Raw genomic sequence first — 25,677 nt, 5'->3', positions numbered from 1 at the left:
AGAACACTAGAATAGGCCCACGCACCTATCCAGAAGCGCTATATGCCCAATCCTGTCGAACCCGATGCCCTGGCCCAATTGCCGTTGGACGAGCTTGTCGCCTGCCACGAATGCGACCTGTTGCTGCGCAAGCCTGTGCTGCAGCGCGATGAAAAAGCCGAATGCCCCCGCTGCGGCTACGAGCTCTATGCCCACCGGCACAATGTAGTCAACCGCAGCCTGGCCCTGGTACTGACCGCGCTGTTGCTGTTCGTACCTGCCAATTTTCTACCGATCATGCAACTGCACCTGCTTGGCCAGACCTCGGACGATACTGTCTGGAGCGGCGTACTGGGCCTGTACAATTCGCAGATGCGCGGTGTGGCGGTGGTCGTGTTCCTGTGCAGCATGGCCATCCCTCTGGCAAAACTGCTTTGCCAACTGGCGGTATTGCTGAGTATCCGCTTGAACGTGGGGCGCAACTTCGGCCTGCTGTTCTACCGCATCTATCACCACTTGCGTGACTGGGGCATGCTCGAGGTCTATTTCATGGGTGTGCTGGTGGCTATCGTCAAGCTGGTAGACCTGGCAGAACTGACCGTGGGCCTGGGGCTGTTCTGCTTCATCAGCCTGTTATTGGTCCAGGTATGGCTGGAGGTGGTCATGTCGCCGCACCAGATCTGGAGTGCACTATCCGGGGAGGACCTGCATGCGGGCGATTGATGCAGGCATTGTTGTCTGCAATGAATGTCATGAACTGAACCGGCAAGTGCCAGATGGCACTTCGCAGACCTGCACACGTTGCGGCGCCATTGTGCATGCCCGCCGCCCGAACAGTATCGTACGTACCTGGGCCCTGCTGATTGCCGCGTCGATCCTGTACATCCCGGCCAACCTGCTGCCGATCATGACCGTGAGTACACTCGGCCAGGGCAGCCCCGACACGATCATGTCCGGCGTCATCACCCTGCTCAAGCACGGCATGGTGCCGATTGCCGCGGTGGTGTTCATTGCCAGTATCCTGGTGCCCACCTTCAAGCTCGTGGGCATCGGTTTGCTGTTGTACTCCGTTCAGCGTCACCAGCCGCTTTCAGCGCGGCAACGGATATTGATGTACCGCTTCATCGAATTCATTGGGCGCTGGTCCATGCTCGATATCTTCGTCATCGCCATCCTGGTGGCAGTGGTGAATTTCGGCCGAATAGCCAGTGTCGAAGCCAATCTGGGCGCTGTCGCCTTTGCAACTGTGGTGATCCTGACAATGCTTGCCGCTTTAACTTTCGATCCCCGACTGATTTGGGATAACACGGAGTCGGATGACGACCATGAGTGACCTGCCAACGGCTAAAACCCGGCCAGCCTCGAACTGGTCGGCCATCTGGATCCTGCCTTTGATCGCCCTGATGATCGGTGGCTGGCTCGCGTGGCAGGCCTATAGCAAGGCCGGCGTGGAAATTGAAGTCCGCTTCGAGTCGGGTGAAGGTATCGTCGCCAACAAGACCGAAGTCATCTACAAGGGCATGCCGGTAGGCAAAGTGAAGAGCTTGTTGCTCGACGCCAAGGGCGACAACCAAGGTGTGATCGCCACCATCGAGATGAACAAGGACGCCGAACCACACCTGACCAAAGGCACGCGTTTCTGGCTGGTGAAGCCGAGTGTCAGCCTGGCGGGTATTACCGGCCTTGAAACACTGGTGTCGGGTAACTACATTGCCGTCAGCCCGGGGGAGGGCGAGCGTACCAAGCGCTTTACCGCCCTGAAGGTTGCGCCGCCGCTCTCGGATTCGGAGCCTGGCCTGCATCTGACCCTCAAAGCCGACAGGCTGGGTTCGCTCAACCGTGACAGCCCGATCTTCTACAAGCAGATCCAGGTGGGTCGGGTGAAAAGCTATCGCCTGTCCGAGGACCAGAGCACCGTCGAGATCAAGGTGTTCATCGAGCCCGCCTACGCCAGCCTGGTGCGCAAGCACACGCGTTTCTGGAACGCCAGCGGCGTCAGCATCGATGCTTCGCTGTCAGGTGTGAAGGTTCGCAGCGAGTCGCTGTCGAGCATTGTGGCCGGTGGTATCGCCTTTGCCACGCCGGAGTACCGCAAGGACAGCCCGCCTACCGATCCTAGCCTGCCATTCCGCCTTTATGAAGACTTCGACGCCGCCCAGGCGGGTATACGGGTCAAGGTAAAGCTGAGCGATTACGAGGGCCTGCAGGCAGGCCGCACGCCGGTCATGTACAAGGGCATCCAGGTGGGCTCGTTGAAAGCCCTGAAGATGGAAGACAACCTGTCCAGCGCATCGGCCGAGCTGACGCTGGACCCGCTCACCGAAGACTATCTGGTCGAGGGCACGCAGTTCTGGGTGGTCAAGCCGTCGATTTCCCTGGCAGGTATCACCGGCCTGGAGGCGCTGGTCAAAGGTAACTACATCGCCATCCGCCCGGGTGAGAAGGGTGAACGGCCCGAGCGTGAGTTCGAGGCCCGTGCCAAGGCGCCGCCGCTCGACCTCAAGGCGCCAGGCCTGCACATGGTGTTGTTCGCCGATACCCTGGGTTCTCTGGAAATCGGCAGCCCGGTGATGTACCGCCAGGTCAAGGTGGGTAGCGTGCAGAGCTACCAGTTTGCTCGTAACAGCAACCGTATCCTGATCGGTGTGCATATCGAGAAGGAATACGAAAAGCTGGTCAACGGCTCGTCGCGCTTCTGGAACGTCAGTGGCATTACCCTGACCGGGGGGCTGTCGGGCATCAAGATCAAGAGTGAATCGCTGCAAACGCTGATGGCCGGCGGTATTGCGTTCGACACGCCACGGCCCGATGTGGCGCTGAAGCGCCACATTCCACGCTTCCGTCTGCATGACAGCCAGGAAGCGGTAAACCGCGCGGGTACCTTGATCACCGTCCGTGTAGACCGTGCAGATGGCCTGAAGCCGGGTACGCCAATCCGCTTCCGTGGCCTGGATGTGGGCAGTATCGAGAGCGTCGACCTGACCGATGACTTGCAGGCAGTGCTGCTGCGGGCACGTATCACCGAGGCGGCGGACCGTATTGCCCGTGCCGGTACGCAGTTCTGGGTGGTCAAGCCAGCCTTGGGCCTGGTACGCACCGAGAACCTCGACACGCTGATTGGCGGGCAGTACCTGGAGGTGCAGCCGGCAGCCAAGGACCGTGGCCCGCAGCGCGACTTCATCGCCTTGGCCGATGCCCCGCAAGTGGCTGGGCCGGAGGTGGGCTTGCCATTGACGCTCAGTGCGCCGCGGCGTGGTTCGATCAAGCCGGGTGTGCCAGTGACCTATCGAGAGGTTGCGGTTGGCAAGGTGACGGGTTTCGAGTTGGGCCAGAGCGCTGACCGCGTGCTGATCCATATCCTCATCGAGCCGCGCTATGCAGCCCTGGTCCGTAGTGGCAGCCGGTTCTGGAACAGCAGTGGCTTCGGTTTCGACTGGGGGCTGTTCAAGGGGGCTACCGTGCGTACCGAGTCGGTGGAGACTCTGATCGATGGCGGTATCGCCTTTGCAACGCCGGATGGCGAGCAGATGGGCAACCCGGCACGGCCGCAGCAGACCTTCGCCTTGTTCGACAAGGCAGAGGATGACTGGCTGCAGTGGGCGCCGAAGATTCAGATAGCCAAGTAATGTAAAAGTAGGGCCGCCAACCGCGGCCCCGCTTTTTTGTGGGAGCGGCCTTGCGTCGCGAAAGGGGCGCGTAGCGGCCCCTCGGTCTTAGCGCAGAAGCTGAGATTGCCGGGGCTGCTCTGCAGCCCTTTCGCGACGCAAGGCCGCTCCCACAAAGACCGAGTTCCACATGGAGCCTTGCCCGCAAGCATAAATCGCAGGCAACAAAAAACCGACCCTAGGGTCGGTTTTTCGAATAGCGCGTCGCTTAGGCAGCTGCAGCTTCTTTCAGCGCCTTGATGTGGCCATTCAGACGGCCTTTGTGACGAGCAGCTTTGTTCTTGTGGATGATACCTTTGTCGGCCATACGGTCGATTACAGGTACAGCCAGAACGTAAGCGGCTTGCGCTTTTTCGGCGTCTTTTGCGTCAATGGCTTTAACTACATTCTTGATGTAGGTGCGGACCATGGAACGCAGGCTGGCGTTGTGGCTGCGACGCTTCTCAGCCTGTTTTGCACGTTTCTTGGCGGAAGGTGTGTTGGCCACCGTCGAGCTCCTCGAAAGACTTTAGGTAAATAGCAAACAAAATAGGCCGCGAATCATGCCGATCAAGAGATCGATTGTCAAGGCCACCTGCAAGGTTCCGCCGAGCGGTGCGCCAACAAGAGGGAAAGATTCCTTTCTGCTGCGCGACCTGTACACTCGGGAATTTTTGGCTCCCCTGCGAAGGCGCGGGAGTATCGCACATTCGGACGCTGTCTGGCAGCGTCCTCTGCCATTGGCGTGAATCTTTTCGATGAACCTGCTCAAATCCCTGGCTGCAGTAAGCTCGATCACCATGATTTCGCGGGTGCTGGGCTTCGTTCGCGACACCATCCTGGCGCGCATCTTTGGTGCCGGCGTCGCAACCGACGCCTTTTTCATCGCGTTCAAACTGCCCAACCTGCTGCGGCGCATTTTCGCCGAGGGTGCGTTTTCCCAGGCCTTTGTTCCGATCCTGGCCGAATACAAGACCCAGCAGGGCGAGGAGGCGACACGTACCTTCATCGCTTATGTCAGCGGCCTGCTGACCCTGGTCCTCGCCCTGGTGACTGCCATCGGCATCCTCGCGGCGCCGTGGGTGGTGTGGGCAACAGCCCCAGGCTTTGTCGACAACGCAGAAAAATACGAGCTGACCACCTCCCTGTTGCGGGTGACCTTTCCTTATATATTGCTGATCTCGCTGTCTTCCCTGGCCGGTGCGATCCTCAATACCTGGAACCGCTTCTCGGTACCGGCGTTCACCCCCACCCTGTTGAACGTGGCGATGATTGCCTTCGCCGTGCTGCTGACGCCGTACTTCAACCCGCCAATCATGGCCCTGGCCTGGGGCGTGCTGGCGGGTGGCCTGGCGCAGTTGCTGTACCAGCTGCCAGCGTTGAAGAAGATCGGCATGCTCGTACTGCCGCGCCTGAACCTCAAGGACGCGGGTGTGTGGCGGGTACTCAAACAGATGCTGCCGGCGATTCTCGGGGTGTCGGTGAGCCAGATTTCGTTGATCATCAACACCATCTTCGCCTCGTTCCTGGTGGCCGGCTCGGTGTCGTGGATGTATTACGCCGACCGCCTCATGGAGCTGCCTTCAGGCGTGCTGGGCGTGGCCCTGGGCACCATCCTGCTGCCTACCCTGGCCAAGACCTACGCCAACAAGGACCGCGAGGAATACTCGCGGATCCTCGACTGGGGCCTGCGCCTGTGCTTCCTGCTGGTGCTGCCGTGCACCTTGGCCTTGGCCATCCTTGCCGAGCCGCTGACCGTTGCGCTCTTTCAATATGGCAAGTTCAGTGCGTTTGATGCGGCCATGACACAGCGGGCGCTGATGGCCTATTCGGTAGGTTTGCTGGCGATCATTCTGGTCAAGGTGCTGGCACCCGGCTTCTATGCGCAGCAGAATATCCGCACGCCGGTAAAGATTGCGATTTTCACCCTGGTCTGTACCCAGTTGTTCAACCTCGCCCTGGTCGGCCCGCTTGCACATGCCGGCCTGGCATTGGCAATCAGCCTGGGTGCCTGCCTGAATGCCGGCTTGCTGTTCTGGAAGCTGCGCAGCCAGCAGTTGTTCGAGCCACAGCCAGGCTGGGCAATGTTCCTGCTCAAGCTTGTCTTGGCAGTGGTGCTGATGTCGGCGGTACTGTTGGCAGGCATGCACTATATGCCGGCCTGGGAGCAGGGCATCATGCTTGAGCGCTTCCTGCGGCTTGGGGCGTTGATTGTGGCAGGTGTCTTGACGTATTTCGGCTGCCTGTACCTGTGCGGCTTCCGGCCCCGGCACTTCGCTCGCAAGGCCCTGCACTGAGGCGTCAGGCGGGTCAGGCGTCGGTTTTTCATATTCCACGCCGCCCTTGGGCGCTGCTGCCTGTCACCGGCGCCCGGGTGTGGTTATAATCGGCCACTTTATGAGCAAGAAGCGCGTTATGCAGCTGGTTCGAGGTCTTCACAACCTGCGCCCCGAGCACCGGGGCTGTGTCGCCACCATTGGCAACTTCGACGGGGTTCACCGCGGCCACCAGGCTATCCTGGCGCGCCTGCGCGAGCGCGGTCAGGCCTTGGGCCTGCCGACCTGCGTGGTGATCTTCGAACCGCAACCACGCGAGTACTTCGCCCCCGATACCGCACCGGCGCGCCTGGCCCGCCTGCGCGACAAGGTCGAACTGCTGGCCGCCGAGGGCATCGACCGGGTGCTGTGCCTGGCGTTCAATCAGCGCCTGAGCAAGCTCAGCGCCGATGCCTTCGTCAAAGCCATCCTGGTCGACGGCCTGGGCGTGCGCCACCTCGAAGTGGGTGATGACTTCCGCTTTGGCTGCGACCGCGCCGGCGACTTTGCCTTCCTGATCGAGGCCGGCAAGCAGTACGGCTTCACCGTCGAGGCCGCCAACACGGTAATCCAGGACGGCCTGCGGGTCAGCAGCACCGAAGTGCGCAAAGCCCTGTGCGAAGGTAACTTCGAGCTGGCCGAGCACCTGCTGGGCCGCCCGTACAGCATCACCGGCCGTGTGCTGCATGGCCAGAAGCTGGCTCGCCAGCTCGGCACACCTACCGCCAACATCCAGCTCAAGCGCCGCCGCGTGCCGCTGTCCGGGGTCTACCTGGCCAGCATCGAAATCGACGGCAAGGCCTGGCCGGGTGTAGGCAATATTGGCGTGCGTCCCACCGTTGCCGGTGATGGGCGCCCGCACCTGGAGATTCATCTTCTTGATTTTGCCGGCGACCTGTATGGCCGGCGTCTGACGGTGGAGTTCCACCACAAGCTGCGTGAAGAGCAGCGATTCGCCTCCCTGGAGGCGCTGAAGTCGGCGATCGATGCGGATATCGCCGCCGCACGTGCACATTGGCACGCTCAACCGCTAACGAAGAGCCTGAAATGACCGACTACAAAGCCACGCTTAACCTTCCGGACACCGCCTTCCCCATGAAGGCCGGCCTGCCTCAGCGCGAACCGCAGATCCTGCAGCGCTGGGACAGCATTGGCCTGTACCAGAAGCTGCGCGAAATTGGCAAGGATCGTCCCAAGTTCGTCCTGCACGACGGCCCGCCCTATGCCAACGGCAAGATTCACATCGGTCATGCGCTGAACAAGATCCTCAAGGACATGATCGTCCGCTCCAAGACCCTGGCCGGCTACGATGCGCCGTATGTACCGGGTTGGGACTGCCATGGCCTGCCGATCGAGCACAAGGTCGAGGTTACCCACGGCAAGCACCTGTCTGCCGACCGCACCCGCGAGCTGTGCCGCGAGTACGCCGCCGAGCAGATCGAAGGGCAGAAGACCGAGTTCATTCGCCTGGGTGTACTGGGTGACTGGGACAACCCGTACAAGACCATGAACTTCGCCAACGAGGCCGGTGAAATCCGCGCCCTGGCCGAGATGGTCAAGCAAGGCTTCGTGTTCAAGGGCCTCAAGCCTGTGAACTGGTGCTTCGATTGCGGTTCGGCCCTGGCTGAAGCGGAAGTCGAATACGCCGACAAGAAATCCCAGACCATCGACGTGGCCTTCCCGATTGCCGACGAGGCCAAGCTGGCTGCCGCCTTCGGGCTGGAGGCGCTGGCCAAGCCGGCCGCCATCGTGATCTGGACCACCACTGCGTGGACCATCCCCGCCAACCAGGCGCTGAACATCCACCCGGAGTTCAAGTACGCCCTGGTCGATACCGGCGAGCGTCTGCTGGTGCTGGCCGAAGAGCTGGTCGAGTCGTGCCTCAAGCGCTACAACCTGGAAGGCTCGGTCGTCGCCACTGCCCAGGGTTCGGCCCTGGAGCTGATCAACTTCCGCCACCCGTTCTACGACCGCCTGTCGCCTGTCTACCTGGCCGACTATGTCGAACTGGGCGCCGGTACCGGTGTGGTTCACTCCGCGCCTGCCTACGGTGAAGACGACTTCGTCACCTGCAAGCGCTACGGCATGGTCAACGACGACATTCTCACCCCGGTGCAGAGCAACGGCGTGTATGTCGAGTCGCTGGAGTTCTTCGGCGGCCAGTTCATCTGGAAGGCCAACCCGGCCATCGTCGAGAAGCTGAGCGAAGCCGGTGCGCTGATGCACACCGAAACCATCAGCCACAGCTACATGCACTGCTGGCGCCACAAGACCCCGCTGATCTACCGCGCAACCGCGCAGTGGTTCGTCGGCATGGACAAGCAGCCAAGCGCTGGCGAGCCGCTGCGTGAGCGCGCCCTCAAAGCCATCGAAGAAACCAAGTTCGTACCGGCCTGGGGCCAGGCGCGCCTGCACTCGATGATCGCCAACCGCCCGGACTGGTGCATCTCGCGTCAGCGCAACTGGGGTGTGCCGATCCCGTTCTTCCTGCACAAGCAGACCGGCGAGCTGCACCCACGTACCGTCGAACTGATGGAAGCGGTGGCCAAGCGCGTTGAACAGGAAGGTATCGAAGCCTGGTTCAAGCTGGATGCCGTCGAACTGCTGGGTGAAGAAGCCGGCCAGTACGACAAGATCACCGATACCCTGGACGTGTGGTTCGACTCCGGCACCACCCACTGGCACGTGCTGCGTGGCTCGCACGATATCGGCCACGCCACCGGCCCGGTCGCCGACCTGTACCTGGAAGGCTCCGACCAGCATCGTGGCTGGTTCCACTCGTCGTTGCTCACCGGTTGCGCCATCGACAACCACGCGCCGTACCGCGAACTGCTGACCCACGGCTTCACCGTGGACGAGAACGGCCGCAAGATGTCCAAGTCGCTGGGTAACACCATCGAGCCGGAGAAGGTCAACAACACCCTGGGTGCCGACATCCTGCGCCTGTGGGTTTCGGCCACTGACTATTCCGGTGAAATGGCGGTTTCCGAGCAGATCCTGCAGCGTAGCGCCGACGCTTACCGCCGTATCCGCAATACCGCGCGCTTCCTGCTGTCCAACCTGTCCGGTTTCGACCCGGCCCGCGACCTGCTGGCCCCGGAAGACATGCTGGCACTGGACCGCTGGGCCGTGGACCGTACCCTGCTGCTGCAACGCGAGCTTGAAGAGCACTACAGCGAGTACCGTTTCTGGAACGTCTACTCCAAGGTGCACAACTTCTGCGTGCAGGAGCTGGGCGGCTTCTACCTCGACATCATCAAGGACCGCCAGTACACCACCGGCGCCAACAGTGTCGCCCGCCGTTCCTGCCAGACCGCGCTGTACCACATCAGCGAAGCGCTGGTGCGCTGGATTGCGCCGATCCTGGCGTTCACCGCTGACGAAATCTGGCAATACCTGCCGGGCGAGCGCAACGAGTCGGTGATGCTCAACAGCTGGTACCAGGGCCTGAGCGAGCTGCCGGAAGGCACCGAGTTGGACCGCGCCTACTGGGACCGTGTAATGGCGGTGAAGGCATCGGTCAACAAGGAGCTGGAAAACCAGCGTACCGCCAAGGTCATCGGCGGCAACCTGCAGGCCGAAGTCACCCTGTACGCCGACGAAGGCCTGAGCGCCGACCTGGGCAAGCTGGGCGACGAGCTGCGCTTCGTGCTGATCACCTCGGCCGCCAGCGTGGTGCCGTTCGTGCAGGCACCGGCGGACGCCGTGGCCACCGAAGTCGAAGGCCTCAAGCTGAAAGTGGTCAAGTCCGGCCATGCCAAGTGCGGCCGTTGCTGGCACTTCCGCGCCGACGTAGGCAGCCACCCGGAGCACCCGGAAATCTGCAGCCGTTGCGTCGATAACCTGACCGGTTCGGGCGAGGTGCGTCACTATGCCTAACCCGGCAGTGGGGCGCTTTGGGCGCCTTGCATGGCTTTGGCTGAGCTTGCTGGTGCTGGTCGTCGACCAGGCCACCAAGCTGTATTTCAACAACGCCCTGACCATGTACCAGCAGATTGTGGTCATCCCTGACTACTTCAGCTGGACCTTGGCCTACAACACCGGCGCCGCTTTCAGCTTCCTCGCTGATGGCGCTGGCTGGCAGCGCTGGCTGTTCGCCCTGATCGCCGTGGTGGTCAGTGCCGTGCTGGTGGTGTGGCTCAAGCGCCTGGGGCGCAACGAAACCTGGCTGGCCGTGGCGCTGGCGCTGGTGTTGGGTGGCGCCATTGGCAACCTGTACGACCGCGTCGTGCTGGGCCATGTGGTCGACTTCATCCTGGTGCACTGGCAAAACCGCCATTACTTCCCGGCCTTCAACGTGGCCGACAGCGCCATCACCGTTGGTGCGGTGATGCTGGCGCTGGATATGTTCAAGAGCAAGAAGTCCGAGGATCCGGTCCATGACTGACACCCGTATCGGCCAGAACACCGAAGTCACCCTGCACTTCGCGCTGCACCTGGAAAACGGCGACACCGTCGACAGCACGTTCGACAAAGCTCCGGCCACCTTCAAGGTTGGCGATGGCAACCTGTTGCCGGGCTTCGAAAACGCGCTGTTCGGCTTCAAGGCCGGTGACAAGCGCACCGTGGTAGTGGCCCCGGAGAACGCCTTCGGCCAGCCCAACCCGCAAAACGTGCAAGTCATGCCGCGGTCCAACTTCGAGGGCATGGAGCTGTCCGACGGGCTGCTGATCATCTTCAACGATGCCGCCAACGCCGAGCTGCCGGGTGTGGTCAAAGCGTTCGATGACGACCAGGTGACCATCGACTTCAATCACCCACTGGCTGGCAAGACCCTGACCTTCGAGGTGGAGATCCTCGAGGTGAAGGCCCTGTAAGCCTGGAGCCGATCATGCAAATCAAACTCGCCAACCCTCGCGGCTTTTGCGCGGGGGTCGACCGGGCGATCGAGATCGTCAACCGCGCGCTGGAAGTCTTCGGCCCGCCGATCTATGTGCGTCACGAAGTGGTGCACAACAAGTTCGTGGTAGAAGACCTGCGCAACCGCGGTGCCATCTTCGTCGAAGAGCTGGACCAGGTGCCGGACGATGTCATCGTCATCTTCAGTGCCCACGGTGTTTCCCAGGCCGTGCGCCAGGAAGCGGCTGGCCGTGGCCTGAAAGTGTTCGATGCCACCTGCCCGCTGGTGACCAAGGTGCACATCGAGGTGGCCAAGTACAGCCGCGACGGCCGTGAGTGCATTCTCATCGGCCACGAAGGGCACCCGGAAGTCGAAGGCACCATGGGCCAGTACGACGCCAGCAACGGTGGTTCCATCTACCTCGTCGAAGACGAAGATGATGTAGCCAGGCTGCAGGTGCGCGACCCTGACCACCTGGCCTTCGTGACCCAGACCACCTTGTCGATGGACGACACCAGCCGCGTCATCGACGCCCTGCGTGCGCGCTTTCCGAACATCGGTGGCCCGCGCAAGGACGACATCTGCTACGCCACCCAGAACCGCCAGGACGCCGTCAAGCAACTGGCGGGCGAGTGCGACGTGGTGCTGGTAGTCGGCAGCCCGAACAGCTCCAACTCCAACCGCCTGCGTGAGCTGGCCGAACGCATGGGCACCCCGGCCTACCTGATCGATGGTGCCGAGGACCTGCAACAGGGCTGGTTCGAACAGGCGGCGCGTATTGGCATTACTGCCGGTGCTTCGGCCCCCGAAGTGCTGGTACGTGGCGTGATCGAACAGCTCAAGGCCTGGGGCGCTACCGGTGCTGAAGAGCTGGATGGGCGTGAAGAGAACATCACCTTCTCGATGCCAAAAGAGCTGCGGGTTCGCTCGCTGATCTGACTGAAGCCTGTACTGGCCTCATCGCCGGCAAGGTCGGCTCAAGGCTATGTGCTTGCACAGCGAGTATTGTTTCGGTCCTCTGCAAGCAATCTGACTCTCCCGGTCGATGCCAGCACCACTTGATATCGGCTGCTGGCAGATGAGCGTTCACACACTTCCAGCGTTGTTCCCAACCAGCTGTTGTTCAGCGTCATTGGAACGCCCAGCGCACTGAACTTGAACTGCTCCCCGCGATTGCTCGTAATCTTGAGCGGCCTCGAAAGGCGCTGCTCGCGCAGCAGCTGCTGATTATGCTCCAGCATCACCCGCCAACCATTCCCCCAATTACCGTCCAACGCCTGCACCAGCACCGGCTGGCTTTGCAGCATCGCGTGGCTGCGTGCGCTGCGCAGTGCCTGTGCCAAATCACGGGCAGCGGCTGCCCTGTGTAGGTCGTCGCTCATCCTGGCGTAGGCCGGCATACCGAGCTGTGTCAGCAAGACAGCTATGGCCAAGGCCGACAACATTTGTATCAGTGTTACGCCTCGTTGCTTCACCGTGCATTCCTCCCTGGAAGTGCTTGGCTATAGCTTCACGTTCGCTGGCCAGGCGGTCTAGTCGGCCAGGTTCAGGGCTATTGCAGGAAAAGTCGCAGGAGGTGCAGGGATGCACGCGAGGCAACGGGGCATGACGCTCATGGAAGTGTTGTTGGCGGTCGTGGTTGTGGCCGTGGGCATGTTCGCAACGGCATCGATACAGTTGCAGGCATTGCAGGCTGCGGACAGCGCGCGTCGCGATGGGCAGGCGGCAATGGCGGCGCACAGTGAGCTTGAGAGGCGGCGATGAAGGCCCGTCAGAGCGGGTTCGGTTTACTTGAGGTGGTGATGGCGCTGGCCATCGGGTTGATGCTGCTGGCCGCAGCCAGCCAGCTCTTCGCTTCGGCACACCAGACGTGGCGCCTGCAAAGTACCGCGGTGCGCATGCAGGATGAGGCACGTCAGGCGTTGCTGCGTATGGCTCAGGATATTCGCATGGCCGGAATGTTCGGCTGCCTGCGCCTGCGACCTGACGACTTCAAGAGCTCCACTGCACAGCAGGCCTTCGCCCGTCCTCTGGAGGTGGCACCGTCCATGCTGAGCCTCGTGGTAGCAGAGCTGCCCGGGCAGGCAGGAGCACCTGACTGGTTCTTGCAGACAGACTGCCTTGAAAAGGTATCTGTGGAGGATGGGCAAAGCGCGAGCAAGCCCCACCCACTGGCGTATCCCGTTAGCAAGTACGTCTACCAGCTTAACGGCGATACCCTGAGCTTTAGGCGACGAACCAGCTTCCAGCCGCTGGTGGAGAATGTGCGAGAAGTGCATTTCGAGCGTGTGCAAACGCCCCGGGGAGAGCGGGTAGATATCGCACTCACGCTGTACGAGCCCACGCTCAAACTCGAACAGCGCCATGAACTGAGCGTGGCACTGCGCAACCCGGTGCCGGGGCCATGAAGCGTCAACGCGGTGTTGTGCTGCTGTTGGCGTTGGTACTGAGCTTGCTGCTCGGCTTGTTGTCGGCCTCGAGCCTGCGCGAGGCCTTGGTGGAGACGCGAATGGCTGGCTACATGCGCGATGGTCTGCTGGCGTTCGAAGAGGCCGAGGCCGCGTTGCAAGCAGGTGAGGGTGAGCTCAAGCGGGCACCTCCCGATCGGTGTACCGCGTGCTTGCCGCCAGCTCGACCGCACGATTTGGCCGGGCGGTGGCAGGGCACACAGAGCGGTTACTTCCATGTACAGAACCTGGGCACGAGCACCTGCGCTGCGCATATGCCGGATGAGCTGCTTGTCACCTTGTTCCGGATAACGGCCGTCAGCAAGCAAACCCAGTCCCGGCATGTGCTGGAGGCCGTCTACGCCGTGGCCGGCGACACAACCCGGCGCATCACCTGGCGGCAAAGACTGAGAGGAGACTGACATGCAGCAAGGCTTGAGCCTGATCGAGTTGTTGATTGTGCTGGCCGTGACCGGCATTCTGGCAGCCATTGCCTACCCCAGTTACAGCGACCAGCTTCGGCGAGCCGCACGCAGCGAAGTGGTTGGCCTGCTGCATGATGCCGCCCTGCGCCTGGAGCGCCACCGCGTACGCACCGGCCAATATGCCGAGGGCGACCCGGCCTTGCCCGACGGTACCCGCTATTACAGCTTGCAGGCCCTGCGCGACAGCGACTCCTTCACGCTGCGCGCTCGGCGGCTGCCCCATGGGCTGATGGCGCAGGATGGCTGTGGCGACTTCCAGCTGGACCAGGCCGGTGTGCAGCGCAACCCCGGTGCCGTTGACGGCAGCGAGCACTGCTGGGGAAGCTGAAGGTTGAATGATGCCCGGTGCATCGCGGTTTTACTTCAGGTGTTGGATCGACAGATGAGCAAGCAAGTAGTGGTGGTCGGCGGCGGGGTGATCGGCCTGCTGACGGCGTTCAACCTGGCGGCCAAGGTCGGGCAGGTGGTGGTGTGTGATCAGGGCGAAGTCGGCCGTGAGTCGTCGTGGGCCGGCGGCGGTATTGTTTCGCCGCTGTACCCGTGGCGCTACAGCCCGGCAGTCACCGCCCTGGCGCACTGGTCGCAAGACTTTTATCCACAGCTGGGCGAGCGCTTGTTCGCCAGCACCGGCGTCGACCCCGAAGTGCACACCACGGGTTTGTACTGGCTCGACCTGGATGACGAAGCCGAAGCGCTGGCTTGGGCCGAACGTGAGCAGCGGCCGCTCAGTGCCGTGGATATCTCGGCGGCCTACGACGCGGTGCCGGTGCTGGGCCCGGGTTTCAAGCGCGCCATCTACATGGCCGGTGTAGCCAACGTGCGCAACCCGCGCCTGGTGAAATCGCTGAAGGCAGCGCTGCTGGCGTTGCCCAACGTAACCCTGCGAGAGAACTGCCAGATCACCGGCTTTGTTCAGCAGGGCGGGCGCGTCACCGGTGTGCAGACCGCCGAAGGCGTACTGGCGGCAGATGAGGTGGTGCTCAGTGCCGGGGCGTGGAGTGGCGACCTGCTGCGCACCCTTGGCCTTGAACTGCCGGTAGAGCCGGTGAAGGGCCAGATGATCCTGTTCAAGTGCGCCGAGGACTTTTTGCCGAGCATGGTGCTGGCCAAGGGGCGCTATGCGATCCCGCGGCGGGATGGGCACATTCTGGTGGGCAGCACGCTGGAGCATGCCGGGTACGACAAGACCCCGACTGAAGATGCACTGGAAAGCCTGAAGGCATCGGCGGCGGAGTTGCTGCCAGGGCTCGAAGGGGCCACGGTGGTGGGGCACTGGGCCGGGTTGCGGCCGGGCTCGCCCGAGGGTATTCCCTACATCGGGCCGGTGCCAGGGTACGAGGGGTTGTGGCTGAACTGCGGTCACTACCGCAACGGGCTGGTGCTGGCGCCGGCTTCCTGCCAGCTGTTTACCGACTTGTTGACCGGTGCCAAGCCAATCATCGACCCGGCGCCGTATGCACCAGCAGGGCGTCTGGGTTGAGATCGCCGGGGCTACAGAGAGTACACGATGCTTTGTAGGCGCGGCCCTATCGCGAGGCAAGGCCGCTCCTGCCGCGGTTTGGTGTTCAGCCTTGTTGGCCAGGCCCCTGTTGCAGGTGCGCCTGGCTGCAATACCACTCTTTGCCCTGCTGCAGCGCCCGGTCGTTGGGCAGGTGCACACCGCAATGGGCGCAGCGCACCATCTGCAGGGGCGCATCCAGCTTCGCCTCGGGGTGCGACTGTTGGCTGACTTTGAACTTGCGCCACAGCCAGAACGCGGCGGCGATCAGGGCGATCCAGAAAAGTAGGCGAACCATGGTGTCCAGCTTGTCGATTGAAGAAGCTGACAGTCTAGGGCGCGGCCAATAAAAAAGGGAGGCCCAAGGCCTCCCTTTCATTTACCGCTGTGTGTCAGTCGAACAGACCAAAGGTCATGTAGCTGAACCAGGAACGGTCTTTTTCGGCTTCTTTCGGGCCTTCCGGCACGATCGGATCGCCGTTTTCGTCTTTCGGTAGCAGCTCTTGCGGCATCTCGTCACGCGCGTCCTGGAACTGCTTGACCACGTCCTGGTTGGCGCGGGTTTCGCCCGGCGGCAGCGGCGTATCGGTTTCGATCAGGCCCAGTGTGGCCTTGGACAGCCAGCCGCGCCCGTCAGACTCGGTCTGCTTGGGCTGGAACTCGCCATCGGCCAGGCTCGGGTGGTCCGGGTAGTTGAGCTTGAGGGTTTCCAGGCTGCTGGCGGCCAGTTCGTCCAGGTGCATCTTCTGGTACGACTCGACCATCACCGCCAGGCCGTCGCCGACCGATGGGGTTTCCTGGAAGTTTTCTACCACGTAGCGGCCACGGTTGGCGGCGGCCACATAGGCCTGGCGGCTCAGGTAGTAGTCGGCCACATGAATTTCATACGAGGCCAGCAGGTTGCGCAGGTAGATCATGCGCTGCTTGGCGTCGGGCGAGTAGCGGCTGTTGGGGAAGCGGCTGGTCAGCTGGGCGAACTCGTTGTACGAGTCGCGGGCGGCACCCGGGTCACGCTTGGTCATGTCCAGCGGCAGGAAGCGCGCCAGCAGGCCACGGTCCTGGTCGAACGAGGTCAGGCCTTTGAGGTAATAGGCGTAGTCGACGTTCGGGTGCTGCGGGTGCAGGCGGATGAAGCGCTCGGCGGCCGACTTGGCAGCCTCGGGCTCGGAGTTCTTGTAGTTGGCGTAGATCAGCTCGAGCTGCGCCTGGTCGGCATAGCGACCGAACGGGTAGCGCGACTCCAGGGCCTTGAGCTTGTTCACGGCGCTGGTGTAGCTGGAGTTGTCCAGGTCAGCTTGCGCCTGCTGGTACAGCTCGGCTTCGCTGAGGTTCTCGTCAATGACCTCTTTATTAGAGGAACAGGCCGCGGTAAGCCCGAGGATGGCGATCAGCAGCAGGTGTTTCACTTGCATGGCGGCTTGCGTCCCTTTGACGGCCGCTGTCTTGGGCGGTGCCGTCCTGTTATGATGAGCGCCCCGGCCAACCCCGGGACAAAAGAAGCCGTATTTAACCACAAGCTCGCAGCCGAAACCAAAGGCTGTGCGCCCGCCGAATCGAGCATGTCCGAGATCATTCAACTTAGCGCAGAGGTACCGTCCGAACTGGGCGGCCAACGCCTCGACCAGGTCGCCGCCCAATTGTTCGCTGAGTACTCGCGTTCGCGGCTTACTTCGTGGATCAAAGAGGGCCGCTTGACGGTCGATGGCGCCGTTGTGCGCCCTCGAGACACCGTCTATGGTGGCTCGCTGCTAGCACTGCAGGCCGAACAAGAGGCCCAGGGCGAGTGGATCCCTGAAGATATCGAACTGGATATCGTCTACGAAGACGACCATATCATGGTAATCAACAAGCCTGCCGGGCTGGTTGTGCACCCGGCTGCCGGTCATGCCAGTGGTACGCTGCTCAATGCGCTGCTGCACCACGTGCCAGACATCGTCAACGTACCGCGCGCCGGTATCGTTCACCGGCTGGATAAAGACACCACCGGCTTGATGGTGGTGGCCAAGACCTTGCAGGCGCAGACCAGGCTGGTCGAGCAGATGCAGGCGCGCAAGGTCAGCCGCATTTATGAATGCATCGTGATCGGCGTGGTCACTTCCGGTGGCAAGATCGATGCCCCGATCGGCCGCCACGGCGGCATGCGCCAGCGCATGGCAGTCACCGACGGCGGCAAGCCGGCGGTCAGCCACTACCGCGTGCTCAAGCGCTTCCGCTCGCACACCCACGTGCGGGTAAAGCTGGAAACCGGCCGTACCCACCAGATTCGTGTGCACATGGCCCACGTTGGCTTCCCGCTGGTCGGTGACCAGACGTACGGTGGGCGCTTCCGCATTCCACCGGCTGCCAGCCCGACCATGGTCGAGGCGGTGAAAACCTTCCCGCGCCAGGCGCTGCATGCGCGCTTCCTGGCATTGGCTCACCCGATCACCGGTGAAATCATGAAGTGGGAATCGCCACTGCCCGATGACTTCCTCTGGTTGCTGTCGCTGCTGAGCGAAGACCGCGAGAGCTTTATCGGATGAGTGGCCTGACGCAGTCGCTGCTGTTTCCCGACTGGCCGGCCCCGGCCTCGGTTCGCGCCTGTGTCACCACCCGTCAGGGCGGCGTCAGCCTGCCGCCCTACGAAACCTTCAACCTTGGCGACCACGTAGGGGATGACCCTGCTGCCGTTGCCGAGAACCGCCGTCGCCTCAGCGACACGTTCGCCATCCAGCCGGCCTGGCTCAAGCAGGTGCATGGGCTGGTGGTGGCGGATGCCGACCCGGCCGTGGTGGCCGAGGCCGACGCCAGCTGGACCGACCAGCCTGGCATTGCCTGTACCGTGATGACCGCCGATTGCCTGCCTGCGCTGTTCTGCGACCGGGCCGGTACCCGCGTGGCGGCGGCGCATGCGGGCTGGCGCGGGTTGGCGGGCGGCGTGCTGGAAGCCACCTTGGACCGCCTGGCACTGCCGCCTGAAGAAGTGCTGGTGTGGTTGGGGCCGGCCATTGGCCCACAGGCTTTCGAAGTGGGGCTGGAAGTGCGTGATGCCTTTACCGCCGTGCACCCGCAAGCCGCTCGGGCATTCGTCGAGGGCGAACGGCCAGGCAAGCTGATGGCGGATATCTACGAGCTGGCGCGCATTCGTCTGGCTGCCCGTGGCGTAACTGCCGTGTATGGCGGCGGCTTGTGCACGGTAAGTGATGCTCGGTTCTTCTCCTATCGCCGTACCCCGCAGGGTGGGCGGTTTGCATCACTGGTGTGGCTGCAACCCCGCTAGCCTGTACTGGCCTCTTCGCTGGCTCGCCCGCTCCCACAAGGAATCCACACCTTTTGAAACTGTTGGTGTACCTGTGGGAGCGGGCATGCCCGCGAATGGCCTCCGTTAATCCAACAGGTTGACTTCGGTCAACCCCGCTACGCTTGAATCTTCCAGAATCAGCCTTATCTATAAGGTCATCTCAGGCAGGTTTCTTCATAAACAGGCGCTGTCCATCGCTCCGACCTGCCCTTTAAAGGAAGGTACACCATGCGAATAGACCGTTTGACCAGCAAGCTACAATTAGCAATATCCGATGCTCAATCCCTGGCCGTTGGCATGGACCACCCAGCCATCGAGCCCGTGCACCTGATGCAGGCACTGCTTGAACAGCAGGGCGGTTCGATCAAGCCGCTGCTGATGCAGGTTGGCTTCGACATCAACAGCCTGCGCCAGGCACTGGTGAAAGAGCTCGACCAGCTACCGAAAATCCAGAACCCCACCGGCGACGTGAACATGTCGCAGGATCTGGCACGCCTGCTTAACCAGGCCGACCGCCTCGCCCAGCAGAAGGGCGACCAGTTCATTTCCAGCGAACTGGTGTTGCTGGCTGCCATGGACGAGAACAGCAAGCTCGGCAAGCTGCTGCTGAGCCAGGGCGTGAGCAAGAAAGCCCTGGAAAACGCCATCAACAACCTGCGTGGCGGCGCGGCAGTGAATGATGCCAACGCCGAAGAGTCGCGCCAGGCGCTGGACAAGTACACCGTCGACCTCACCAAGCGTGCCGAAGAAGGCAAGCTGGACCCGGTGATTGGCCGTGACGATGAAATCCGCCGTACCGTGCAGGTGCTGCAACGCCGTACCAAGAACAACCCGGTGTTGATCGGTGAGCCCGGTGTGGGTAAAACCGCCATCGCCGAAGGCTTGGCCCAGCGCATCATCAATGGTGAAGTGCCTGATGGCCTCAAGGGCAAGCGCCTGCTGGCGCTGGACATGGGCGCGCTGATTGCCGGTGCCAAGTACCGCGGCGAGTTCGAAGAGCGCCTCAAATCGCTTTTGAACGAGCTGTCCAAGCAGGAAGGCCAGATCATCCTGTTCATCGATGAACTGCACACCATGGTCGGCGCCGGTAAAGGCGAAGGCGCCATGGATGCCGGCAACATGCTCAAGCCAGCCTTGGCGCGCGGCGAGCTGCACTGCGTCGGCGCCACCACGCTGAACGAGTACCGCCAGTACATCGAGAAGGACGCCGCCCTGGAGCGCCGCTTCCAGAAGGTGCTGGTAGAGGAGCCGAGCGAGGAGGACACCATCGCGATTCTGCGTGGCCTGAAAGAGCGCTATGAAGTGCACCACAAGGTGGCCATCACCGACGGTGCCATTATCGCAGCCGCCAAGCTCAGCCACCGCTATATCACTGACCGCCAGCTGCCGGACAAGGCGATTGACCTGATTGACGAAGCGGCCAGCCGCATCCGCATGGAGATCGACTCCAAGCCGGAAGTGCTCGACCGCCTTGATCGCCGCCTGATCCAGTTGAAGGTGGAATCGCAGGCGCTGAAGAAGGAAGAAGACGAAGCGGCGAAAAAACGCCTCGAGAAGCTGACCGAAGAAATCGAGCGGTTGGAGCGTGAATATTCCGACCTGGAAGAAATCTGGGCATCGGAAAAGGCCGAAGTGCAGGGCTCTGCGCAGATCCAGCAAAAGATCGAACAAGCCCGCCAGGAGCTGGAAGCCGCCCGCCGCAAAGGTGACCTGAGCCGCATGGCCGAGCTGCAGTACGGGGTAATCCCCGACCTGGAGCGCAGCCTGCAGATGGTCGACCAGCACGGCAAGACCGAAAACCAGTTGCTGCGCAACAAGGTAACCGAGGAAGAAATTGCCGAAGTGGTGTCGAAGTGGACCGGCATCCCTGTGTCCAAGATGCTGGAAGGCGAGCGCGAGAAGCTGCTGAAAATGGAAGCGCTGCTGCACCAGCGCGTAATCGGCCAGAACGAGGCGGTAACCGCCGTGGCCAACGCCGTGCGCCGCTCGCGTGCAGGGCTGTCCGACCCGAGCCGGCCAAGCGGTTCGTTCCTGTTCCTCGGCCCCACCGGTGTGGGCAAGACCGAGCTGTGCAAGGCGCTGGCCGAGTTCCTGTTCGACACCGAAGAGGCGATGGTGCGCATCGACATGTCCGAGTTCATGGAGAAACACTCTGTGGCTCGCCTGATCGGTGCACCACCAGGGTATGTAGGGTATGAAGAGGGCGGTTACCTGACCGAGGCCGTACGGCGCAAGCCATACTCGGTGGTGCTGCTGGATGAGGTGGAGAAAGCCCACCCGGATGTGTTCAACGTGCTGCTGCAGGTGCTGGAAGACGGCCGCCTGACCGACAGCCACGGGCGCACCGTGGACTTCCGCAACACGGTGATCGTGATGACCTCCAACCTGGGCTCGGCACAGATCCAGGAGCTGGTAGGCGACCGCGAGGCACAGCGTGCGGCGGTGATGGATGCAGTGGGCGCGCATTTCCGTCCGGAGTTCATCAACCGTATCGACGAAGTGGTGGTGTTCGAGCCACTGGGCCGCGAGCAGATCGCCGGCATTACCGAGATCCAGCTGGGCCGCCTGCGCAGCCGTCTGCTGGAGCGCGAACTGTCGTTGAGCCTGAGCCCGGAAGCGTTGGACAAGCTGATTGCCGTGGGTTACGACCCTGTGTACGGCGCACGGCCGCTGAAGCGGGCTATCCAGCGGTGGATCGAAAACCCGCTGGCGCAGCTGATCTTGGCTGGCCAGTTTGTGCCGGGTACGTCGATTACCGCCACAGTGGAAGGCGACGAAATCGTCTTTGGGTAATGTGTTTCACCATGAGCCCCGCTTTTGCGGGGCTTTTTTTTGCTTTCTCCCAGGCGCTGTGGGGCCCCTGTGGCAGCGGGTTTACCCGCGAAGAGGCCGGCACAGCCCAGTAAAACCGGGGCTTCCGGGGAATCCAGGATAACTTGCTGAAATTTTTGAAATTTTTGCTTGCATCAAAATTCGAGTGACCCTAATATACGCCGCGTTGTCAGGCACTAAGCGAATCACCAGCAACATCGGTGACCGCAAAACAACTTACAAATCAGTAAGTTGAATGAAAAAAAGTGGTTGACAAGCAAAACGAAGAATGTAGAATAGCCGGCCTCAGCAGCGACAAAGCGAAAGCTAAGAAGCTAAAGAGTCCGAAGCGAACACAGCCTTCGGAGTAGCAAATCGGTAAGTTGTACCGAAGTTCAGTTCCGCGATAGCTCAGTCGGTAGAGCAAATGACTGTTAATCATTGGGTCCCTGGTTCGAGTCCAGGTCGCGGAGCCATCTCGGGGTGTAGCGCAGTCCGGTAGCGCGCCTGCTTTGGGAGCAGGATGTCAGGAGTTCGAATCCCCTCACCCCGACCATTTTCCGGGTCGTTAGCTCAGTTGGTAGAGCAGTTGGCTTTTAACCAATTGGTCGTAGGTTCGAATCCTACACGACCCACCATGTAAAGAAGGGCATCTCCAAGAGATGCCCTTTTTTTTGAAAGACCCGGGGTGTAGCGCAGTCCGGTAGCGCGCCTGCTTTGGGAGCAGGATGTCAGGAGTTCGAATCCCCTCACCCCGACCATTTTTGGGTCGTTAGCTCAGTTGGTAGAGCAGTTGGCTTTTAACCAATTGGTCGTAGGTTCGAATCCTACACGACCCACCATGAATAAAGGGCATCTCGAAAGAGATGCCCTTTTTCTTTTGCCTCAAATTTAACCCACCTCTTACCGCTACACAGGCCCTTGTAGGAGCAGCCTTGTGCTGCGAAAGGGCCGGTACGGTAAAAGATTTTCTCTGCGGGTAATGGCCTCTTCGCAGCACAAGGCTGCTCCTACAGGTCAGTGCATGGCCTGCAGGAGCGGGTGCCTGTCAGTGCAGCTTCAGGCGTGGCTCGGTACCCCGGCCAATCTTGCTCCCCAGCATCATCAACGCCGTGCGGAAGAACCCGTACAACGCCATCTGGTGCATGCGGTACAGCGACACGTAGAACATCCGCGCCAGCCAGCCTTCCAGCTTCACGCTGCCCATCAGGTTACCCATCAGGTTGCCCACCGCCGAGAAGCGCGACAGCGACACCAGCGAGCCGTAGTCCTTGTACTCGTAGGTCGGCAGCGTCTTGTTCTCCAGGCGCGCCTTCAGGCTTTGCGCCAGCATCGAAGCCTGCTGGTGTGCCGCCTGGGCACGTGGCGGCACATTGCGGTCGCTACCCGGTTGCGGGCAGGCGGCGCAGTCACCGAAGGCGAAGATGTTGTCGTCGCGGGTGGTCTGCAGGGTAGGGCGCACCACCAGCTGGTTGATGCGGTTGGTTTCCAGCCCATCGATGTCCTTCAGGAAGCCCGGCGCACGAATACCCGCCGCCCACACTTTCAGGCTGGCCTGGATCACCTCGCCGTCCTTGGTTTTCAGGCCGTCCTCGGTCACTTCACTGACAGCCGCGTTGGTCATCACCTTCACCCCGAGTTTTTCCAGGGTCTTGTGCACCGGCACGCTGATGCGCTCCGGCAGCGCCGGCAGCACGCGTGGGCCTGCCTCGATGATGGTGATGTGCATGTCCTTGGGCTGGATGCGGTCCAGGCCATAAGCCGCCAGCTCGTGGGCGGCGTGGTGCAGCTCGGCCGCCAGTTCCACACCGGTGGCACCGGCGCCGACGATGGCTACGCTGATCTGCTCGCTGGCCACGTCGCCGGCGTGGGCGCGCAGGTAGTGGTTGAGCAACTGCTGATGGAAGCGCTCGGCCTGCTTGCGCGTGTCGAGGAACAGGCAATGCTGCGCCGCGCCCAAGGTACCGAAGTCGTTGGTGTTGGAACCCACGGCAATGACCAGGGTGTCGTAGCCCAGGGTGCGCGCAGGCAACAGCTCGCGGCCCTCATCATCGAGGGTGGCGGCCAGTTGAATCTGCTTGCCCTCACGGTCCAGGCCGCTCATGCGCCCCAGCTGGAAGTTGAAGTGGTTCCACTTGGCCTGGGCCACGTAGTTCAGTTCGTCTTCCGAGGAGTTCAGCGAGCCGGCGGCCACTTCGTGCAGCAGTGGCTTCCAGATGTGCGTGAGGTTGGCGTCGACCAGGGTGATGTCGGCCTGCTTGCGCTTGCCCAGGCTTTTACCCAGGCGGGTCGCCAGTTCCAGGCCGCCGGCGCCGCCGCCGACAATCACGATGCGATGAGTCATGGGGATATCTCATAAGGTTTACGGAATTCGTGGCCCTTTGGGCCGGCCGCAAACTGCACGAGGGGAGGGCGAGCGCGAAGCAGCTCATAGCACCAGTCCACTCAGCAGGCGGCTGATGAGACCCAACCCGATGGTCACGGCCACCACCAGCACAAGGAGCAGCCACGGCCGGAATGGCCTGCGCTCGACTTGGTGCTGGGGGGCTCGCAGATACTCATCGACACGACGCTGATCTTCCGGGTTCAGGCGGCTGGTCATGGTGGGCCTCGTCAGGTAGACGTTTGTGACTGCGCAAACGCTACAGCGTTCGTGCAGGCGCTTTGAAACAAATGATAATGCTTTCTATCTCTGGCGCCGAGTGTACGCCATCGCAAACACTCGCTGCACTGGATCAAAGACTGATGCCCACATCAAAAACAATGCTGCGCCCCAGGTTGCCACGCAGGAAGTCTGGCGCGTCGGGGTGGGCGAACAGCACCCGGGCAAACGTCGGCCCCACCAGCGACAACGAGCGCCAGCCCTGGCGCAGGTATTCGGTGGGCGGCGGGAAGTGGGTGTTGAGGTCGAGCACTTCGCGCTTGAGGCTGGAGAAGGCGATGATGTCCAGCTCGTTCAGCTCCAGCCCGCGTTCCCGGTAGTTGTGCGCTTTCTTGCGCAAGGTAGGCGCCAGGCGCGCCAGCAGCTCGGTGGCACTGATACGCCGTGGGCGCGCTTCACGGCGCACCAGTTGTGCCAGGGAAAACGCACTGCGCCGGCGCTGCAGCTCTTCGCGCCACTCATCGTTCAGCCGACGCCCCTCGTCGAGCACGAAAAACACCTCAAAGGCCGCATCGCGGAACAGCACATCCGGCGGCTCTTGCCCGGCCGGGGTGAAGTCCTCGCTGCGGTAGGGGATGTTCAACCCCTGCAATAGTCGCTGGCACACCCAACGCTCCCGCTCCCACTTGCGGGCGTTGGAGAGAAAGGCGTTAGCTTGCTCGGCCTGGATGGTAAGCAGGCGCAGGTAGTCTGAGTCATCCATGCAGACAAGCTTAGCCGCTAATCGATGACGGTAAGATGCTGTTTAAGCGTGGGAATCAGCCCAGTACCGACAACGCTTGCACAGGTGCGCCCGATTTCTTCGGGCTTGACCGATGCTTCCTGGATCGAATGAGGGCACTAATCCACCGCAGCCGAAGGAAAGGGAGAATGGGTGTAGACTCGATCTTATCCACATGGCTGCAAAGGGTATTGTTCAGGTGATCAGCGCGCAGGTGTTGTCCGGCACCACCCTTACTCTTGGCTGGCTGGGTTTTGTGCCGTTGCTGATCTGGGCGGTAAGCCGGGTTCGCTGGGTTGAACTGTTCACCGACCGGCGCCGCCAGCATTTGCTGTTTGGCACGGTTTTCTGCCTGTTCGCGCTGTGGCTGGTGAGGCGCGATTTTGATACCGGGGTGTCGTACCACTTTATTGGCATGACCGCGGTCACCCTGTTGCTGGACTGGCCGCTGGCGGTGCTGGGCGGGTTCATGGCCCAACTTGGCTTGCTGGCGTTAGGGCGACAGGACCTGGCGGCGCTCGGGGTGAACGGCTTGTTGCTGATTGGTTTGCCGGTGCTGATTACCGAGGTGTGCGCGATAGTGGTCGAGCGCGCCCAGCCGCGAAACCTGTTCGTTTATATCTTCTGTTCGGGGTTCTTCCCGGCAGCGCTCACCGTGCTGGTTTGCGTACCAGCGGCGCTAGGGTTGTTGTGGCTGGACGGGCGTTTTGCCCTGCCGGAGTGGCTCAGCGACTTTGTCGGCTACCTGTGGCTGATGATGTTCCCCGAGGCGTTCATCAACGGCATGGTGATCAGTGCGCTGGTGGTGTTTTGCCCGGAGTGGCTGGAAACCTTCAACCGCACACGGTATCTGCAGGCGCCCTGGAAGGACGATGAGCGGTGATCATGCGGCGGCTCTGCCATCACATCTAAAACCTGACGCATCGCCTCCAACCCCTGCGCCATACCTGTGGGAGCGGGCATGCCCGCGAACACGGGCGAAGCCCGTGCCATCC

25 protein-coding genes and 5 tRNA genes are annotated in these 25,677 nt (G+C 61.9%); 23 read left to right on the top strand and 7 right to left on the bottom strand.

The annotated features are described in order from the left end of the window. The first annotated feature begins 42 nt into the window (after positions 1-42). From PP4_RS23440 to PP4_RS23430, 3 genes are read left to right on the top strand one after another with little or no spacing between them, the layout of a single operon-like run. Complete coding sequence (locus PP4_RS23440) at positions 43-702, top strand: paraquat-inducible protein A (RefSeq protein WP_016501602.1); 660 nt, start codon at positions 43-45, stop codon at positions 700-702. Then, the gene (locus tag PP4_RS23435; RefSeq protein WP_016501601.1) at positions 689-1,312 is read left to right on the top strand and encodes a paraquat-inducible protein A; all 624 of its coding nucleotides are present in this window, start codon (positions 689-691) and stop codon (positions 1,310-1,312) included. The genes PP4_RS23440 and PP4_RS23435 overlap by 14 nt, the downstream gene beginning before the upstream one ends. Then, entirely contained in the window at positions 1,305-3,605 is a 2,301-nt protein-coding gene (locus PP4_RS23430; protein ID WP_016501600.1) for a PqiB family protein, read from the top strand. Before PP4_RS23435 ends, PP4_RS23430 begins: the two co-directional genes overlap by 8 nt. 247 nt (positions 3,606-3,852) lie before the next feature. Here PP4_RS23430 and rpsT read toward each other — a convergent pair whose 3' ends face one another. Beyond that, a complete protein-coding gene (gene rpsT / locus PP4_RS23425; protein WP_003247625.1) occupies positions 3,853-4,131 on the bottom strand; it encodes a 30S ribosomal protein S20 in 279 nt (92 codons plus the stop codon). 250 nt (positions 4,132-4,381) lie between these two features. Between rpsT and murJ the strand changes: the two genes are divergently transcribed. From murJ to ispH, 6 genes are all read left to right on the top strand, one after another. Continuing rightward, positions 4,382-5,920: a murein biosynthesis integral membrane protein MurJ gene (murJ, locus tag PP4_RS23420; protein ID WP_016501599.1), complete on the top strand. Its 1,539-nt coding sequence runs from the start codon at positions 4,382-4,384 to the stop codon at positions 5,918-5,920. 118 nt (positions 5,921-6,038) lie between these two features. Continuing rightward, a complete protein-coding gene (gene ribF, locus PP4_RS23415; protein WP_016501598.1) occupies positions 6,039-6,989 on the top strand; it encodes a bifunctional riboflavin kinase/FAD synthetase in 951 nt (316 codons plus the stop codon). Continuing rightward, positions 6,986-9,817, top strand: a complete 2,832-nt coding sequence (gene ileS, locus PP4_RS23410; RefSeq protein ID WP_016501597.1) for an isoleucine--tRNA ligase — start codon at positions 6,986-6,988, stop codon at positions 9,815-9,817. Before ribF ends, ileS begins: the two co-directional genes overlap by 4 nt. After that, positions 9,810-10,325, top strand: coding sequence for a signal peptidase II (gene lspA, locus PP4_RS23405; RefSeq protein ID WP_016501596.1), 516 nt, complete (start codon positions 9,810-9,812; stop codon positions 10,323-10,325). Before ileS ends, lspA begins: the two co-directional genes overlap by 8 nt. After that, on the top strand, positions 10,318-10,755 hold the full coding sequence (gene fkpB, locus PP4_RS23400) for an FKBP-type peptidyl-prolyl cis-trans isomerase (protein ID WP_016501595.1): 438 nt from the start codon (positions 10,318-10,320) through the stop codon (positions 10,753-10,755). The genes lspA and fkpB overlap by 8 nt, the downstream gene beginning before the upstream one ends. Positions 10,756-10,769: 14 nt before the next feature. Beyond that, the gene (ispH, locus tag PP4_RS23395) at positions 10,770-11,717 is read left to right on the top strand and encodes a 4-hydroxy-3-methylbut-2-enyl diphosphate reductase (RefSeq protein WP_016501594.1); all 948 of its coding nucleotides are present in this window, start codon (positions 10,770-10,772) and stop codon (positions 11,715-11,717) included. A gap of 44 nt (positions 11,718-11,761) precedes the next feature. On the opposite strand, the gene PP4_RS23390 is transcribed toward ispH, so the two are convergent. Further along, a complete protein-coding gene (locus PP4_RS23390) occupies positions 11,762-12,253 on the bottom strand; it encodes a GspH/FimT family pseudopilin (RefSeq protein WP_016501593.1) in 492 nt (163 codons plus the stop codon). A 109-nt stretch (positions 12,254-12,362) separates the two neighbouring features. Here PP4_RS23390 and PP4_RS23385 point away from each other — a divergent pair, with 109 nt between their 5' ends. The 5 genes from PP4_RS23385 to thiO are packed head-to-tail and all read left to right on the top strand — an operon-like array spanning position 12,363 to position 15,190. Further along, positions 12,363-12,542: a prepilin-type N-terminal cleavage/methylation domain-containing protein gene (locus tag PP4_RS23385; RefSeq protein ID WP_016501592.1), complete on the top strand. Its 180-nt coding sequence runs from the start codon at positions 12,363-12,365 to the stop codon at positions 12,540-12,542. Beyond that, on the top strand, positions 12,539-13,186 hold the full coding sequence (locus tag PP4_RS23380) for a PilW family protein (RefSeq protein ID WP_016501591.1): 648 nt from the start codon (positions 12,539-12,541) through the stop codon (positions 13,184-13,186). The genes PP4_RS23385 and PP4_RS23380 overlap by 4 nt, the downstream gene beginning before the upstream one ends. Beyond that, positions 13,183-13,647 carry a hypothetical protein gene (locus PP4_RS23375; protein WP_016501590.1) on the top strand — a complete coding sequence of 155 codons (465 nt, stop codon included), beginning with the start codon at positions 13,183-13,185 and terminating at the stop codon, positions 13,645-13,647. The genes PP4_RS23380 and PP4_RS23375 overlap by 4 nt, the downstream gene beginning before the upstream one ends. Position 13,648: 1 nt before the next feature. Beyond that, entirely contained in the window at positions 13,649-14,038 is a 390-nt protein-coding gene (locus tag PP4_RS23370) for a type IV pilin protein (protein ID WP_016501589.1), read from the top strand. 54 nt (positions 14,039-14,092) lie between these two features. Then, positions 14,093-15,190 (top strand): glycine oxidase ThiO, encoded by a 1,098-nt coding sequence (gene thiO / locus PP4_RS23365; RefSeq protein WP_016501588.1) that lies wholly within the window; start codon positions 14,093-14,095, stop codon positions 15,188-15,190. An 85-nt stretch (positions 15,191-15,275) separates the two neighbouring features. Here thiO and PP4_RS23360 read toward each other — a convergent pair whose 3' ends face one another. Both PP4_RS23360 and PP4_RS23355 read right to left on the bottom strand, forming a co-directional pair. Beyond that, positions 15,276-15,506, bottom strand: coding sequence for a PP0621 family protein (locus PP4_RS23360; protein WP_016501587.1), 231 nt, complete (start codon positions 15,504-15,506; stop codon positions 15,276-15,278). A gap of 94 nt (positions 15,507-15,600) precedes the next feature. Then, the gene (locus tag PP4_RS23355; protein ID WP_016501586.1) at positions 15,601-16,620 is read right to left on the bottom strand and encodes an outer membrane protein assembly factor BamD; all 1,020 of its coding nucleotides are present in this window, start codon (positions 16,618-16,620) and stop codon (positions 15,601-15,603) included. 147 nt (positions 16,621-16,767) lie between these two features. Here PP4_RS23355 and rluD point away from each other — a divergent pair, with 147 nt between their 5' ends. The 8 genes from rluD to PP4_RS23315 all read left to right on the top strand — a co-directional run bounded on the left by rluD (position 16,768) and on the right by PP4_RS23315 (position 22,141). Continuing rightward, complete coding sequence (gene rluD / locus PP4_RS23350) at positions 16,768-17,730, top strand: 23S rRNA pseudouridine(1911/1915/1917) synthase RluD (protein WP_041168125.1); 963 nt, start codon at positions 16,768-16,770, stop codon at positions 17,728-17,730. After that, on the top strand, positions 17,727-18,467 hold the full coding sequence (gene pgeF / locus PP4_RS23345) for a peptidoglycan editing factor PgeF (RefSeq protein WP_016501584.1): 741 nt from the start codon (positions 17,727-17,729) through the stop codon (positions 18,465-18,467). Before rluD ends, pgeF begins: the two co-directional genes overlap by 4 nt. 249 nt (positions 18,468-18,716) lie before the next feature. After that, entirely contained in the window at positions 18,717-21,281 is a 2,565-nt protein-coding gene (gene clpB, locus PP4_RS23340) for an ATP-dependent chaperone ClpB (protein ID WP_016501583.1), read from the top strand. 418 nt (positions 21,282-21,699) lie between these two features. Beyond that, positions 21,700-21,775: transfer RNA gene (locus tag PP4_RS23335), tRNA-Asn, on the top strand. A gap of 3 nt (positions 21,776-21,778) precedes the next feature. Then, a tRNA-Pro gene (locus tag PP4_RS23330) sits at positions 21,779-21,855 on the top strand. Positions 21,856-21,861: 6 nt separating this feature from the next. Further along, positions 21,862-21,937 (top strand) — tRNA-Lys (locus tag PP4_RS23325). A 46-nt stretch (positions 21,938-21,983) separates the two neighbouring features. Beyond that, positions 21,984-22,060 (top strand) — tRNA-Pro (locus PP4_RS23320). A gap of 5 nt (positions 22,061-22,065) precedes the next feature. Further along, positions 22,066-22,141: transfer RNA gene (locus PP4_RS23315), tRNA-Lys, on the top strand. Positions 22,142-22,347: 206 nt separating this feature from the next. Here the strand turns inward: PP4_RS23315 and PP4_RS23310 are convergent. The 3 genes from PP4_RS23310 to PP4_RS23300 all read right to left on the bottom strand — a co-directional run bounded on the left by PP4_RS23310 (position 22,348) and on the right by PP4_RS23300 (position 24,664). Next, complete coding sequence (locus tag PP4_RS23310) at positions 22,348-23,643, bottom strand: NAD(P)/FAD-dependent oxidoreductase (protein WP_016501582.1); 1,296 nt, start codon at positions 23,641-23,643, stop codon at positions 22,348-22,350. An 84-nt stretch (positions 23,644-23,727) separates the two neighbouring features. After that, a complete protein-coding gene (locus PP4_RS23305; protein WP_013970765.1) occupies positions 23,728-23,901 on the bottom strand; it encodes a DUF3094 family protein in 174 nt (57 codons plus the stop codon). Between the two features lie 133 nt (positions 23,902-24,034). Then, positions 24,035-24,664 (bottom strand): DUF1780 domain-containing protein, encoded by a 630-nt coding sequence (locus PP4_RS23300; protein ID WP_016501581.1) that lies wholly within the window; start codon positions 24,662-24,664, stop codon positions 24,035-24,037. A 193-nt stretch (positions 24,665-24,857) separates the two neighbouring features. On the opposite strand from PP4_RS23300, the gene PP4_RS23295 reads away from it, so the two are divergent. Then, positions 24,858-25,565 (top strand): energy-coupling factor ABC transporter permease, encoded by a 708-nt coding sequence (locus PP4_RS23295; protein ID WP_016501580.1) that lies wholly within the window; start codon positions 24,858-24,860, stop codon positions 25,563-25,565. The last annotated feature ends 112 nt before the right edge of the window (positions 25,566-25,677 follow it).

It is taken from the genome of Pseudomonas putida NBRC 14164, from assembly GCF_000412675.1.
GTDB lineage: Bacteria > Pseudomonadota > Gammaproteobacteria > Pseudomonadales > Pseudomonadaceae > Aquipseudomonas > Aquipseudomonas putida.
This window is presented reverse-complemented; position numbering and strand designations above follow the sequence as displayed.

What these genes read in the sequence shown, in the direction of transcription:
- PP4_RS23440 (WP_016501602.1), top strand. Translation starts at nt 43, where the DNA reads ATGCCCAATCCTGTCGAACCCGATGCCCTGGCCCAATTGCCGTTGGAC.
- PP4_RS23435 (WP_016501601.1), top strand. Translation starts at nt 689, where the DNA reads ATGCGGGCGATTGATGCAGGCATTGTTGTCTGCAATGAATGTCATGAA.
- PP4_RS23430 (WP_016501600.1), top strand. Translation starts at nt 1,305, where the DNA reads ATGAGTGACCTGCCAACGGCTAAAACCCGGCCAGCCTCGAACTGGTCG.
- murJ (WP_016501599.1), top strand. Translation starts at nt 4,382, where the DNA reads ATGAACCTGCTCAAATCCCTGGCTGCAGTAAGCTCGATCACCATGATT.
- ribF (WP_016501598.1), top strand. Translation starts at nt 6,039, where the DNA reads ATGCAGCTGGTTCGAGGTCTTCACAACCTGCGCCCCGAGCACCGGGGC.
- ileS (WP_016501597.1), top strand. Translation starts at nt 6,986, where the DNA reads ATGACCGACTACAAAGCCACGCTTAACCTTCCGGACACCGCCTTCCCC.
- lspA (WP_016501596.1), top strand. Translation starts at nt 9,810, where the DNA reads ATGCCTAACCCGGCAGTGGGGCGCTTTGGGCGCCTTGCATGGCTTTGG.
- fkpB (WP_016501595.1), top strand. Translation starts at nt 10,318, where the DNA reads ATGACTGACACCCGTATCGGCCAGAACACCGAAGTCACCCTGCACTTC.
- ispH (WP_016501594.1), top strand. Translation starts at nt 10,770, where the DNA reads ATGCAAATCAAACTCGCCAACCCTCGCGGCTTTTGCGCGGGGGTCGAC.
- PP4_RS23385 (WP_016501592.1), top strand. Translation starts at nt 12,363, where the DNA reads ATGCACGCGAGGCAACGGGGCATGACGCTCATGGAAGTGTTGTTGGCG.
- PP4_RS23380 (WP_016501591.1), top strand. Translation starts at nt 12,539, where the DNA reads ATGAAGGCCCGTCAGAGCGGGTTCGGTTTACTTGAGGTGGTGATGGCG.
- PP4_RS23375 (WP_016501590.1), top strand. Translation starts at nt 13,183, where the DNA reads ATGAAGCGTCAACGCGGTGTTGTGCTGCTGTTGGCGTTGGTACTGAGC.
- PP4_RS23370 (WP_016501589.1), top strand. Translation starts at nt 13,649, where the DNA reads ATGCAGCAAGGCTTGAGCCTGATCGAGTTGTTGATTGTGCTGGCCGTG.
- thiO (WP_016501588.1), top strand. Translation starts at nt 14,093, where the DNA reads ATGAGCAAGCAAGTAGTGGTGGTCGGCGGCGGGGTGATCGGCCTGCTG.
- PP4_RS23360 (WP_016501587.1), bottom strand. Translation starts at nt 15,506, where the DNA reads ATGGTTCGCCTACTTTTCTGGATCGCCCTGATCGCCGCCGCGTTCTGG.
- PP4_RS23355 (WP_016501586.1), bottom strand. Translation starts at nt 16,620, where the DNA reads ATGCAAGTGAAACACCTGCTGCTGATCGCCATCCTCGGGCTTACCGCG.
- rluD (WP_041168125.1), top strand. Translation starts at nt 16,768, where the DNA reads ATGTCCGAGATCATTCAACTTAGCGCAGAGGTACCGTCCGAACTGGGC.
- pgeF (WP_016501584.1), top strand. Translation starts at nt 17,727, where the DNA reads ATGAGTGGCCTGACGCAGTCGCTGCTGTTTCCCGACTGGCCGGCCCCG.
- clpB (WP_016501583.1), top strand. Translation starts at nt 18,717, where the DNA reads ATGCGAATAGACCGTTTGACCAGCAAGCTACAATTAGCAATATCCGAT.
- PP4_RS23310 (WP_016501582.1), bottom strand. Translation starts at nt 23,643, where the DNA reads ATGACTCATCGCATCGTGATTGTCGGCGGCGGCGCCGGCGGCCTGGAA.
- PP4_RS23305 (WP_013970765.1), bottom strand. Translation starts at nt 23,901, where the DNA reads ATGACCAGCCGCCTGAACCCGGAAGATCAGCGTCGTGTCGATGAGTAT.
- PP4_RS23300 (WP_016501581.1), bottom strand. Translation starts at nt 24,664, where the DNA reads ATGGATGACTCAGACTACCTGCGCCTGCTTACCATCCAGGCCGAGCAA.
- PP4_RS23295 (WP_016501580.1), top strand. Translation starts at nt 24,858, where the DNA reads ATGGCTGCAAAGGGTATTGTTCAGGTGATCAGCGCGCAGGTGTTGTCC.